Origin of the sequence: Paraburkholderia graminis C4D1M, assembly GCF_000172415.1 — a bacterium.
Taxonomy (GTDB): domain Bacteria; phylum Pseudomonadota; class Gammaproteobacteria; order Burkholderiales; family Burkholderiaceae; genus Paraburkholderia; species Paraburkholderia graminis.
Genome location: NZ_ABLD01000019.1, coordinates 1 through 12,082 on the forward strand (window position 1 = coordinate 1; position 12,082 = coordinate 12,082).

Below are 12,082 nucleotides of genomic sequence, written 5' to 3' on the forward strand. Positions count from 1 at the left end.
ACGGCTTGGGCGGAATTATATGCACTTTCGTACTGACAATCCATAAATCCGGGGTCAATACGTTGTCTTTCTCATACAAAATTTCACTGTACTGTGTATAACAGACACGCGAGGCTAGGCAAGCTCGCCCATCCGTATCCAGCCCGCACGATACCACTCGTGTAGCCGTGCTGTCACCGACGAATCGTGTGAGAGTGTTACAAAGCGTTTCGCACTCAGACATCGGTGATCTGCGAGATCAAAGAGCCACTTTTTCGAGCCGTCAAACGGAAATTTCTCTCCGTTTATGAAGAAAAAGCGGCGGTTGTACAACAAACTCGTCTTGCGGTCCAGTCGCACTCCGAACTTCGATGCTTCACTGATAAAACGCGCTTCGTTGCGCGGCCTTTGCGGCGGATCAAAGACGACACTCGGCTTGGGTTCGCTGAGATACGTGCCAAGGAACGACGCAATGTCCTGCTCATTCCATCTGACCTCAGCAAGGATTGCGCCAACGCGTTCGACGAGCGCCGCGGGCAGTTCCGCCGGCCGGTCCACGGCGGGCTGCTGGGGATCGCGGTAAAGCGCGCCGGTCCGGCCGTTCTCTTCGCCGCGCTCGGCCAGATGGTAAAGGAACTGCGCCGTCAGCTCGCCCGCCGACGGCGCGCGAAACCCGATCGAGCAGGTCATGCATTCGCCCTCGGCGACGCCGTCGTGTGCGATATGCGGCGGCAGATACAGCATGTCGCCGGGCTCCAGCACCCACTCTTGTTCTGCCTCAAAGTTCTGTAAAACTTTCAACGGCAAGTCCGGCTGCAGCGTCAGATCTTTCTGCGCGCTGATGCGCCAGCGCCGCTTGCCTTTTACTTGCAAAAGAAACACATCGTAGGAATCGAAGTGCGGGCCCACGCCGCCGCCGTCGGTCGCATACGAGATCATCAGATCGTCAAGGCGCGCGTCGGGAACGAAGCGGAAGCGGTCGAGCAGGGCGCGCGCGCGGTCGTCGTGCAGATCGACGCCTTGCACGAGCAGCGTCCACGCGCGCCGCTTCAGCGACGGCAGTTCGTCGGGCGCGAACGGGCCATGCTCGAGTTGCCATTTATTGCGAAAGTGCGTGATGAGGCGCGCCTCGACGTCGTCTTCGTCCGCCAGTTCGAACAACTCGTCGCGCGAAAGCGGCGCTTCGACGTGGGGAATTGCCTGGCGGATCAATAACGGCTTTTTCTGCCAGTAGCGGCGCATGAATTGCGACGGCGTGAGGTTGCCGAGCAGCGGCGTGGGCGTGTCGGGCGAGGGCGGGAAAATCGCGGAAGCCGGCTTTGCAGCCGGTGAAGAATTGCGTGCCGAAGCTGCTTCGGCCGGGTGGTCAGTGGGCCGCTTGGGCATCGTATAATGTGAGTTGTATTCTGGAGAATCGAATGAAAATCGCAAAGAACACCGTCGTGTCGGTCGCTTACAAGCTGTCGGATGCGCAGGGCAATCTGATTGAAGAAAGCGACGAGCCGATGGTCTATCTGCACGGCGGCTATGATGGCACGTTCCCCAAGATCGAGGAAGAGCTCGACGGCCACGAGGCCGGCTTCGAGACCCAGATCCAGTTGGAGCCGCAAGACGCATTCGGCGAGTACGACCCGGAACTCGTGAAGATCGAACCGCGCAATCGCTTTCCGGAACCGCTCGAAGTCGGCATGCAGTTCGAAGGCACGCCGGAAGAAGGCGATGACGACCTCGATTCGCTCGTCTACGTGGTGACCGACGTCGCTGAAGACAAGGTCGTGCTCGACGGCAACCATCCGCTCGCCGGCATGGCGCTGCGTTTCGCGTTGACCGTGAAAGACGTGCGTCCCGCGACCGAAGACGAAATCCAGCACGAGCATGCGCATGGCGCGGATGGCCTGGAAGTGCTCGACGAAGACGACGACGCGGACGACGAGAGCGGCAAGTCAGGGCCCACGCTGCACTGAGTGCGGCTGCGAGCCGGTAGCGCCTGAGCCGGCCGCACCCGAAGCGCTTGAAGTGCCTGAAGCGCCTGAAGCGCTGGAGGCTCCCGGCGCACTCCGCTGCCCTGGCGGAGTCGATGTCGCGGGTCCGTATCCGCCGCCGCCCTGATCGGCCGGAATGCGCGGCAACTGATCGAGTTGCTGCGAGTCCGGTTGTGACTGGCCGGGCGTAGGAAGAAGCGGCGGCAAGTCGGACGCCGGCCCGAGCGACGGCACCGCCGGCATCGAAGCGGCGGGCTCGTCCCTCGGCAACACAGGCTGCGTCGTGGGCATCGGCATATGCCGCGGCACCTCGCGCACCGTCACGCGGAACGGCGGTTTTCTGCCGAAGTCCGCATCAATCTGAATCCACTGGTTAAGACGATCATGCGGCGCGAGCGCGATACGCGTGAGGTTCGTCACCAGATTCCCTTTGTCATTGCGTAGCGGCTGGTCGATTGCGAAGCCGGCGCTCGCGTGTTCGTCGTCGGAATGAACGACGAGCACCGGCCCGTGGAAGATCTGCGCGAGCTTCACGAGGCTGCGCTTGAACTCGAGGAAGCCGTCGCGGCGCGGATTGCGTCCGAAGCGCAGCCATGCGAAACGCTCTGGCCGTTCATAGCGCTCGGCGTCGGGGTCGCCCTGAATGAACACGACGATCGCGCGTGCGTCACGGCGCTTCGCAAATTCGCCGGCATGTTCGAGCCAGAATGCGTTGGCGATCACGCGGTCTTCGAATTCTCCGTTGCGCCCGCCGGCGGTCAGATAGTGATTGTTGGGGCTCGGCGCATTGAGCCCGACGAACACCGTGTCGCCCACCTGCCAACGCACATTCTCGCGATACGGGCGAAAGCGCGATACCTCGCTCTCTCGCGTCAGTGAAAGCGGGTTCTGGCCCATCGAGTTGGCATCGCCGAGAAGCGTCTGGCGCAACTGGTCGAGCCGTTCGACCGGGTCGAAGCCGCCTGCCTCGGCGCTCGCGCAATCGACCCAATCGTGCTGGCCTGGAATAAAAAACAGCGCGGGCCGCGACGTTTCCAGCACCGCGTGGCGCCGTTCATACAGCGCATCGCGGCAGGCTTCTTTCGGGCCTTTCAGATTGCCGTCGTAGACGATAAAAGAGACGTCGCGTTCGCGGCCGATTGCGTCGATGAGCCGTTGGGTCGGGGCCTCGTCGGCGGGACTTTGCATCGTGTTCGCGATGACCGCGAAGCTGTAATTCGGCGCGGCTGCATGAGCCCGCGGTGTGGGAAGCAGAAGTGCGAAGGCGAGTGTGGATACGAGACCTGCAACGCGCAGCCCAACTCTGCTCGCTACCCTCGGCGCCATAGCTATAGCCGACCCCGCGCGGAATTCGCGCGGACGCTCGGCAAGACCGCGTGCCTCAATGATCCGCATCCGGCGCAGCGGCCAACTCGTGTAGTTCATACAGCAGATCGAGCGCCTCGCGTGGCCGCAGATCGTTCGGATCGATGCCGCGCAGACGCTCGACAAGCGCCTGCATAGCCGGCGACGCGTTAGCAGCTTGCGGCTCGTCGTCCGCATCTTCGAGCAGCATCGGCGACGGCGCCGCGAACAGATCGAGCTGCGGCGCCGGTTGCCCCGCGGACTGCTGCTCGAGATACGCAAGATGCTTGCGCGCCGCGCGAATCACCGCGTTCGGCACGCCGGCCAGTTGCGCGACCTGCAAACCGTAGCTCTGGTTCGCCGGACCTTCGTTGACGGCGTGCAGGAACACGATGCCATGTCCGTGTTCCACCGCCGACAGATGCACGTTCGCCGCTTGTGGGAATTCCGCCGGCAACTGCGTGAGTTCGAAGTAATGCGTCGCGAACAGCGTATGGCAACCGTTATGCGCAAGCAGATGCCGCGCGATGGCCCACGCGAGCGCGAGGCCGTCGAAGGTCGATGTGCCGCGGCCGATTTCGTCCATCAGCACGAGGCTTTGCGGCGTCGCGTCGTTAAGAATCGCGGCCGCTTCGGTCATCTCGACCATGAAGGTCGAACGGCCGCCGGCGAGATCGTCCGCCGCGCCGATGCGCGTGAAAATCCGGTCGATCGGCCCGAATGCCGCACGCCGTGCCGGCACGTAACTGCCGACGTACGCAAGCAGCGCGATCAGCGCCGTCTGGCGCATGAAGGTCGATTTACCGCCCATGTTCGGGCCGGTGATCAGCAGCAGTTTGCGCTCGGGCGTGAGCGTGCAGTCGTTGGCGATGAATTGCTCGACCTGCGCCTCGACAACCGGATGCCGTCCCTGTTCGATCTCGATGCCTGCATCGAGCGAGAAGCTCGGCGCGACCCAGTCGAGCGCGCGAGCGCGTTCGGCAAAAGCGGCGAGCAAATCGAGTTCGGCGAGCGCCGACGCGACGCGCTGGCAGTCCGGAATAAACGGCAACAGTGCCTGCAGCAGCGAGTCGTAGAGCGAACGCTCGCGGGCGAGCGCGCGTTCCTGCGCGGACAGCGCCTTGTCCTCGAACGTCTTCAGTTCCGGCGTAATGTAGCGCTCGGCGTTCTTCAACGTCTGACGGCGGCGATAATCGTCCGGCACCTTGTCGGTCTGGCCGCGCGTGACTTCGATATAGAAGCCGTGCACCTTGTTGTATTCCACGCGCAGATTGCCGATGCCCGTGCGTGCGCGTTCGCGCGTTTCCAGATCGATTAGGAACTGTCCGCAGTTCTCCGAAATATCTCTGAGTTCGTCGAGTTCGGCGTCGTAGCCGCGCGCGATCACGCCGCCGTCGCGGACCATCGCGGCCGGCTCTTGTGCGATGGCGCGCGTGAGCAACTCGACGCACGCTTGCGGCGGCTCGAGCGATGCGTCGATGCGCGCAAGCGATTCCGCATTCGACGAAACGGCGACGAGCCTCGCGCGCAGTTCAGGCAGCGCGATGAAGGTGTCGCGCAAGCTCGATAGATCGCGCGGGCGCGCCGACAGCAGTGCGAGACGGCCGGTGATCCGCTCGATGTCCGAGATGTGCCGCAGTACGCCGCGCAGCGAGTCGACGTCCGTGCCCGCGCCCGCGGGCGCGTCGAGCAAGGCGCCGATAGCCTGCTGACGCGCGCGTGCAACCGCCGATTCACGCGGCGGATGATGCAGCCAGTGACGCAGCAAACGGCTGCCCATCGTCGTGCAGCAGGTGTCGACCAGCGAACACAGCGTGGGCGATTCGGTGCCGCGCAAAGTCTGCGTGATTTCCAGGTTGCGCCGCGTCGCGGGGTCGAGGCCGATATATTCCGATTCGTACTCGACCTTCAGACTGCGCACGTGCCGCAGTTGCTGGCCTTGCGTGGCCGCCGCGTACAGCAGCAACGCGCCGGCCGCGCCGCACGCGCAGGTGAGCGGATGCGCGCCGAAGCCGTCGAGGCCCGCGACTTCCAGTTGATCGCACAAGCGCTGCGTGCCCGAGGCGACGTCGAAGTGCCATCCGGGCACGCGCGTGAGCGCGCGAGCGCCCGTGGGCGGCGTCCAACTCGTGGAATCGGCCGTCGTGTCGGCGACCAGGATCTCCGCCGGGTCGATGCGTTCCAGCGCGGCGGCCACCTGATCGGGCGCGACTTCGGCGAGCCGCAACGCGCCGCTCGCGAGATTCAGCCATGCGAGGCCGACGCTCGTCGCGACGCCGCGGCGATTGTGCGCGACGCACATGGCCAGCAGGAAGACGTCGCTCTTGTCGGACAGCAGCGCGGCGTCCGTGAGCGTGCCCGGCGTGACGACGCGCACGACCTTGCGTTCGACAGGACCTTTGGACGTGGCCGGGTCGCCGATCTGCTCGCAAATCGCCACCGATTCGCCGAGCTTCACGAGCTTCGCCAGATACTGTTCGACCGCGTGATGCGGGACGCCCGCCATCTTGATCGGATTGCCCGCCGACGCGCCGCGTTGCGTGAGCGTGAGGTCGAGCAGACGCGCGGCTTTTTCGGCGTCGTCGAAAAAGAGTTCGTAGAAGTCGCCCATCCGGTAGAACACGAGCGTGCCCGGATGCTCCGCCTTGATGCGCAGGTATTGCTGCATCATCGGGGTATGTTGTGCGACGTCGCTGGCCGCTGCGGTTTGAGTGCCCATCCTCGGTATCTTTCTGCTTTAGCTGTTCAGGGCGTGAGTTTAACCCGCCGACGCCGCGAGCGGACCCTGGCCGAATGGCCGATGCGGGTTGCGACGGGTGCGGCTACGGAATGGCGTGGCTGTTGGCAGAGCGTTCGTTCAACGAGCAGGCGAATCTTCAAACACTGGTGGACTCAAGTCCAAGGTGATCACATAGCGCTCGTCGTTTGGATGGCCTCTGCTGCCGAAGCACCGGATATTGACTGAAACCTGATATTTGTTACCGGCTTGCCAGCGCGTTGTGGGGGCGGTGCATGCCCGGATCGCATTTCGGGCTGCCTGAGTGTCTTCGATAGGGCGGTTGTCGCGAGACTGGAACGGTTTCCAGCCCGCCCGCTGGAACTGCTTTTGCAGGTCCGTGAGAATAGCGATCGACGCGTCAAGCGGCAGTGTTTCGATTTGTGGCGATAGGGTAACAAGCGACACATTGCCAAGCTGATCCGCATATAGACTCAGGAACCTGGCAGGCGGTGTGACGAAGCCGAACTGCGAATCGCTGAAGCGGAAGATTGCGGGGCGCGTTACGTAAAGGTTGATGGACTTCTCGTCGGTTGCAGCCGGCAGCGTCGATCGCGAGTGCTGCCGCACGTGTTCATAAGACTCACCAAGCGTCAGCATGACTTCGTCGACGGGTCTTGTCATCGCGTATATGCCCCAAACGACAGCGGAGCCGAACAGCGCGCACGCCGCGTACCCGAACCACCTGATTGTTCCGCGCACCATGATCACCTCGGATGCGCAATGAGATACAGCGAGTTTTCGACCGAGTGCTTTTCGATCGGGTCGCGTAACAACTCGTCGAACCGCTGGGCTGCGCGGATAACGAACGCCATGCGCTGATCGGGATCTGCGATGTTGGCGAGAGCCTGGTTGCTGAAACGTTCGTTCTTCGCGCTGGTTGCTGCCAGTGTGCATTGGTTCGCAAATGCCAACTGGATCTCGCGCGCGGAACCGGTCGGAATGTGCCACGCCCACGCGAACTGGTTGGCGCGCATCAGCACCGCGAACGCCGGATCGGTGTACATGGCCGGTTGCAGGATATTGATCTGTTCGTGACGGGCAAGCAGCCTGACGCCCTCCGCGAGGTTGCCTGCATCGATTGCCCGGAACGCGAGTAACACCTCGGGTTTGCTTTCCGCGAAGAGAACACGGTCTGCGATCGGCCAGATAACCGACCCGCGGAGACCCGAGCGCTCGGTCAGGCATTTCTGAAATCGCTGCAGCCCGAACTTCCTGTAAAACATGTGCAGAGGCCAGACGTCGAGAAATAGCGCCGTGTTTCCCTTCGCGAGCATCTGATATACCTTTTCTGCGCCCGTACCGTTCACCTGATCCGGGATCGGCATGCGCGGCGATCCGTACGGTGCGATCCGTTCAAGCGGAGAGCTTTGTCTTTCCCATTGTTGGTAAGCGTTACGCTCCCGATTTGACTTGCCGATCAGTTCCGCAGCGTTGAGCAAGCCGCACCCGACCTGTTTGGATGCAAACGCCGCGAGCCCCGCCCACTGGAACCGGTGATCGTCTAGCCACAACTGCGCATACGCGGCGTTGATGCGTCGATTGCGGGCGATGGGATCGTCGATGGCAACGAGGGCCTCCGCTTTTTTCTGGTAGAAGCGCCAACAGTTGATGCAGTCTTGCTGGTCATCTTCCGACTGCTTTTTTGCGGCCGCTTCCTCGTCTCTCCAGTTTGGGTAACAGACCGGACAACGGTGGTTTTCGCACTTCGCCATCGAGCTCTTTCTCGCTGTCGGGTCTTGGGGATTTGCTGACCCCAGTTTCCCACGGCAAGAGCAGAGGCTATCTCGATATGCGGGTATTCGACGTCACGCCACCCTCATTCCTCCAGCAGCGCATGCATATTCGCAGACCGTTCGTTTACCGCACTCCGCCGCTTTGCGAGCCACATCATGAACGTAATAAAAACGCCGAACACGACGATGATCCATTGCGCCGGCATCTTCGCCGTGAGCAGCAGCGCGTACGCGCCGAGCATCAGCAGCACGGCGAGATTCTGGTTGAAGTTCTGCACCGCGATCGAGTGTCCGGCCGACAGCAGGGTCGCGCCGCGATGCTGAAGAATCGCGTTCATCGGCACGATGAAAAAGCCGGACAACGCGCCGAGCAGGATCATCAGCGGATACGCGAGCAGGATGTAGACCGGCACGACATATGAGCCGATGTGGATGCCCGCGCCCGCGGGGAAAAGGTTCTTGTTGTAGAAGGCCATCGCAATGGCGACCGCGCCGGTGACGATGCCGACCGGCAGCACGGTCAGCGAGCGGCGCAGCGGAATCAGCGCGGCCGCCGCCGCGGCGCCGACAGCGATGCCGAGCCCGGTCACGCCTTGCATGACCGCGGCCTTCGAGAGCGACAGGCCGAGGTTCACGTTGGCCCATTTCAGCACCAGCAATTGCAGCGTGACGGCGCCGCCCCACATGAGCGTCGTGACCCACAGCGCGATCTGCGCGAGCTTGTCGGCCCACAGCACATTAAAGCAATGATAGAAGTCGCCGACGAGCTTCGTCGGCTCGGTCAGGCGATTCGGATAGCGCGCGCCGGTGTCGGGAATGAAGATGTTGATGGCGGCGGCGATCGCGTACGTGAGCATGACCGCGAACATCGCCAGATCCGCCGATGAGCCGATCAGCGGCAGATGCGCGCGCGCGACGAATTTATCGGCGAATGTGCTGATGAGCGCGCCGCCCACCATGGTGCCGACGATCGTCGAGAGCACTGTCGCCGATTCGAGCCATGCGTTGGCCTTGACGAGTTTTTCGGCGGGCAGCAACTCGGTGAGAATGCCGTATTTCGCCGGCGAATACGCGGCCGCGCCGAAGCCGACCACGCCGTAGGCGATCATCGGATGCACGCCTGCAATCATCATCATGCAGCCGCTCGCCTTGAGAGCATTGGAGATGAACATCACGTGGCGCTTTTGCATGGCGTCCGCGAACGCGCCCACGAATGGCGCGAGCAGCACATACGAGACGGTGAAGAAGATTTGCAGCAAGGGCGTGACCCACGCAGCCGAGCGGATCACCGATAACAATGCGATGGCGGCGATCAGCAGGGCATTGTCGGCAAGCGACGAAATGAACTGCGCCGCGATGATCGTGTAGAAGCCTTTTTTCATGAAGCGGATGGGAAGCGGCGCGCGAGGCGAGGCGCGAAGGACGCAGGAACGACGCACGGATGCGAGCGCGGATCGCTGCGCACACAACGCGCAGGCGGGCGCAGCGTGGGACGCGGAATGCAGCCGGCGAAAAGCGTAGGCCGGCGCGGCTTCCCGCTTTGTAGCACGAACGCTCGCACGATGCAGGCGCGCTAATGAAAAAGCGGCCGAAGCCGCTTGTGTCGAGTGTTTGTTGTGATTGCAGGCGCGCAGTGCCGCGCTACTCGTTGCGCTGTTGTGGACTGGAGCTTCAGACGCTACGCCGCGGAAGCGCGTGCCGCGAAACTCATGCACTCCTCACTCAGCAACAGCTCGCGCATGCGCCCGCTACACTCGGGCTGCGGACCGACCCGCCAGCCCGCCGCGCAACTCAAGCCGCTTGCTGACGCGTACGGCTGTAACGCGAGAGGATCGGCACCATCTGTGCGTAAATCTTCGGATTGCCGGCGACGACTTCGCCGACGTGCAGGAAGTCCGAGTCGCCGGTGTAGTTGCCCACCAGGCCGCCGGCTTCGGTGATCAGCAGGCTGCCCGCGGCGACGTCCCACGGGTTCAGGCCCTGCTCGAAGAAGCCGTCCATGCGGCCCGCGGCCACGTTTGCCAGATCGAGCGCGGCCGCGCCGGGACGGCGCAGGCCCGCGCAGGCTTGCGTCATTTCGGCGAACTGGCGGCCATATGCTTCGAGACCATCGGTTTCGCGGAACGGGAAGCCGGTGCCGATCAGGCCGTCCGCGAGACGATCGCGCCTTCCGACGCGAATGCGGCGGTCGTTCAGGAACGCGCCGCGGCCGCGCGAGGCGGTGAAGAGGTCATTGCGGGTCGGGTCGTACACGACGGCCTGCGTCACGATGCCCTTGTGGGCCAGCGCGATCGACACGCAGTAGTACGGAAAGCCGTGAATGAAATTGGTGGTGCCGTCGAGCGGATCGATGATCCACTGGTACTCGGACTCGTTGTCCGACTTGCCGGATTCTTCGGCGAGGATAGCGTGATCGGGATAAGCGGTCTTCAGCGTGTCGATGATCGCGGCTTCGGACGCTTTGTCGATCTCCGTGACGAAATCATTGTGCTGTTTCTTGCTGACCTGGACCAGATCGAGATCGAGCGACGCGCGGTTGATGATTTGGGCTGCGCGGCGCGCGGCCTTCACAGCGATGTTGAGCATGGGATGCATGGACGGATCCTTGTGCCGGGGCAGCACGGCTGCTTGCCGGTAAATAAGCGCGACGCGCGCGCTAATGGGCGCCCTCGATGAGGCGCGGAAACAGCACGGAACGCTCACGCGGTACAGGACCGGCGTGCATTCCGCCAACGGAGACGAATTGAATAAGAACGAGGCGCCGGGTTCTGGCTGATAGCTCTGCCTGACTGCGTGCACTGCTTTGAACTGGTGCGGTATGCAGATCGGCGTGGCGCAGGCCGGACGCGAATTCCGGTATTTTACCCGAGTCTGCCAGGCGCGGCAGGGTTCGGGTTGGGGAGGGCGCTCGTGGGCGTTCGTGGGCGCTTGCATGCGGATTTGAATGTGATGTTGAAGAGGCGCTCGGAGACGCGCTCGAGCCTCTTGCAACCCCACTTGCGCAACGGCTTGAGCCGCGGTTTCGCGCGCGCTTGAGCTGCTCGCGCACGGCCCCGCGCTTGGAGACGCGCTTGAGCGGCTTGCAACCGCGCTTGCACATGCGCTCCCAGCCGTGCTCGTGCACGTGCTCGGAGACGCGCTCCAACTGCTTGCGGCGGCGCTCGCTCACGGGCACGCAGCCGCGCTTGCACACGCACTCGGCGACGCGTTCGAACTGCTTGCAACCGCGCTTGCCCACGCGCCGGCGCGCAGCCTTCCAGCCGCGCTTGACGACGCATTTGCAGCCTCGATCGCGCCCGCCCACACACACGCCGTTCGGCGGCTTCGCGCGTTGGCGCTACCATACGCGTTCTCCGACTCGCAGGCTTTCATCGTGGACCACACCCACCATTCTTCCGATCCCGCCGTGGCGGACTTGCGCGGCGGCTTCACGTCGACGCGTTTCGTGCTCGTCGAGCCGAGCCATCCGGGCAACGTCGGGGCCGCGGCGCGCGCGCTGAAAACCATGGGTTTCTCGCGGCTCGTGCTCGTCTCGCCGCGCGTGCCTCATGTGCAGAGCGATCCGGAGGCGATAGCGATGGCAAGCGGCGCCGATGACGTGCTCGCCTCCGCGCACGTCGTGCCGACGCTTGCCGATGCGCTCTCCGGCGTGCACTGGTCGATCGCATTGACCGCGCGGCAGCGCGAGTACGGCCCGCCGCAATGGACGCCTCGCGCAGCCGCAAGCCTCGCACGCGACGAAGCGTTGCACGGCGAGATCGCGCTCGTGTTCGGCAACGAGCGCACGGGCTTGTCGAATGAAGACGTCGAACGATGCAGCGCGCTCGCGCACATTCCGGCGAATCCCGCCTACAGTTCCCTGAATCTCGCTCAGGCCGTGCAGGTCCTCGCGTATGAGTTGCGCATGATCTATCTGACGAGCGGTGCGGAGGTCAACGCATCGGCGAGCCGCGCGCCGCAAGCGTCGACTGGGTCGGCTGCATCGGCTGCATCGACCGCAGCCGCTGCATCGGCCGAGCCTGCAGGTCCGCGTGCCGCGAGCGATGAAATCGAGAGCATGTTTACGCACCTGGAAAGCGCGCTCGTCGCACTCGAGTTTCTCGATCCGGCGAATCCGAAGAAGCTGATGTCGCGCTTGCGGCGGCTCTTCGCGCGTTCGGGTCTCGAGCGCGAGGAGGTCAATATCGTGCGCGGGATTGCGAAGCACATCCTGCTGAAAACCGGCCGCAAGGACGACAGCGCACGCTAACGCGCGGCGCGGGCAA

General features: G+C 63.4%; 9 protein-coding genes. 2 read left to right on the top strand and 7 right to left on the bottom strand.

Annotated features, from left to right (window positions below; genetic code table 11):
* Positions 1-114: 114 nt before the first annotated feature.
* Positions 115-1,365: a cupin domain-containing protein gene (locus BGRAMDRAFT_RS24045; RefSeq protein WP_006051464.1), complete on the bottom strand. Its 1,251-nt coding sequence runs from the start codon at positions 1,363-1,365 to the stop codon at positions 115-117.
* Between the two features lie 32 nt (positions 1,366-1,397).
* On the opposite strand from BGRAMDRAFT_RS24045, the gene BGRAMDRAFT_RS24050 reads away from it, so the two are divergent.
* Complete coding sequence (locus BGRAMDRAFT_RS24050) at positions 1,398-1,943, top strand: FKBP-type peptidyl-prolyl cis-trans isomerase (protein ID WP_006051465.1); 546 nt, start codon at positions 1,398-1,400, stop codon at positions 1,941-1,943.
* Here BGRAMDRAFT_RS24050 and BGRAMDRAFT_RS24055 read toward each other — a convergent pair.
* The 6 genes from BGRAMDRAFT_RS24055 to BGRAMDRAFT_RS24080 form a co-directional block, all read right to left on the bottom strand.
* Positions 1,923-3,356 (bottom strand): hypothetical protein, encoded by a 1,434-nt coding sequence (locus BGRAMDRAFT_RS24055; RefSeq protein WP_044021839.1) that lies wholly within the window; start codon positions 3,354-3,356, stop codon positions 1,923-1,925. The two genes, BGRAMDRAFT_RS24050 and BGRAMDRAFT_RS24055, sit on opposite strands and share 21 nt — an antisense overlap.
* Positions 3,343-6,024: a DNA mismatch repair protein MutS gene (gene mutS, locus BGRAMDRAFT_RS24060; RefSeq protein WP_006051467.1), complete on the bottom strand. Its 2,682-nt coding sequence runs from the start codon at positions 6,022-6,024 to the stop codon at positions 3,343-3,345. The genes BGRAMDRAFT_RS24055 and mutS overlap by 14 nt, the downstream gene beginning before the upstream one ends.
* 138 nt (positions 6,025-6,162) lie before the next feature.
* Positions 6,163-6,786 (bottom strand): hypothetical protein, encoded by a 624-nt coding sequence (locus BGRAMDRAFT_RS24065; RefSeq protein ID WP_006051468.1) that lies wholly within the window; start codon positions 6,784-6,786, stop codon positions 6,163-6,165.
* A 2-nt stretch (positions 6,787-6,788) separates the two neighbouring features.
* A complete protein-coding gene (locus tag BGRAMDRAFT_RS24070; RefSeq protein ID WP_006051469.1) occupies positions 6,789-7,796 on the bottom strand; it encodes a DUF2515 family protein in 1,008 nt (335 codons plus the stop codon).
* 104 nt (positions 7,797-7,900) lie between these two features.
* The gene (lplT, locus tag BGRAMDRAFT_RS24075) at positions 7,901-9,199 is read right to left on the bottom strand and encodes a lysophospholipid transporter LplT (RefSeq protein ID WP_006051470.1); all 1,299 of its coding nucleotides are present in this window, start codon (positions 9,197-9,199) and stop codon (positions 7,901-7,903) included.
* Positions 9,200-9,608: 409 nt separating this feature from the next.
* Positions 9,609-10,412 carry an inositol monophosphatase family protein gene (locus tag BGRAMDRAFT_RS24080; RefSeq protein ID WP_006051471.1) on the bottom strand — a complete coding sequence of 268 codons (804 nt, stop codon included), beginning with the start codon at positions 10,410-10,412 and terminating at the stop codon, positions 9,609-9,611.
* Positions 10,413-11,190: 778 nt separating this feature from the next.
* Here BGRAMDRAFT_RS24080 and BGRAMDRAFT_RS24085 point away from each other — a divergent pair.
* Positions 11,191-12,066: an RNA methyltransferase gene (locus BGRAMDRAFT_RS24085; RefSeq protein WP_044021840.1), complete on the top strand. Its 876-nt coding sequence runs from the start codon at positions 11,191-11,193 to the stop codon at positions 12,064-12,066.
* The last annotated feature ends 16 nt before the right edge of the window (positions 12,067-12,082 follow it).

Excerpts from the sequence above, each read along its gene's own strand:
- BGRAMDRAFT_RS24080 (WP_006051471.1), bottom strand. The coding sequence starts at position 10,412 with ATGCATCCCATGCTCAACATCGCTGTGAAGGCCGCGCGCCGCGCAGCC.
- BGRAMDRAFT_RS24055 (WP_044021839.1), bottom strand. The coding sequence starts at position 3,356 with ATGCGGATCATTGAGGCACGCGGTCTTGCCGAGCGTCCGCGCGAATTC.
- BGRAMDRAFT_RS24065 (WP_006051468.1), bottom strand. The coding sequence starts at position 6,786 with ATGGTGCGCGGAACAATCAGGTGGTTCGGGTACGCGGCGTGCGCGCTG.
- BGRAMDRAFT_RS24050 (WP_006051465.1), top strand. The coding sequence starts at position 1,398 with ATGAAAATCGCAAAGAACACCGTCGTGTCGGTCGCTTACAAGCTGTCG.
- mutS (WP_006051467.1), bottom strand. The coding sequence starts at position 6,024 with ATGGGCACTCAAACCGCAGCGGCCAGCGACGTCGCACAACATACCCCG.
- BGRAMDRAFT_RS24045 (WP_006051464.1), bottom strand. The coding sequence starts at position 1,365 with ATGCCCAAGCGGCCCACTGACCACCCGGCCGAAGCAGCTTCGGCACGC.
- lplT (WP_006051470.1), bottom strand. The coding sequence starts at position 9,199 with ATGAAAAAAGGCTTCTACACGATCATCGCGGCGCAGTTCATTTCGTCG.
- BGRAMDRAFT_RS24070 (WP_006051469.1), bottom strand. The coding sequence starts at position 7,796 with ATGGCGAAGTGCGAAAACCACCGTTGTCCGGTCTGTTACCCAAACTGG.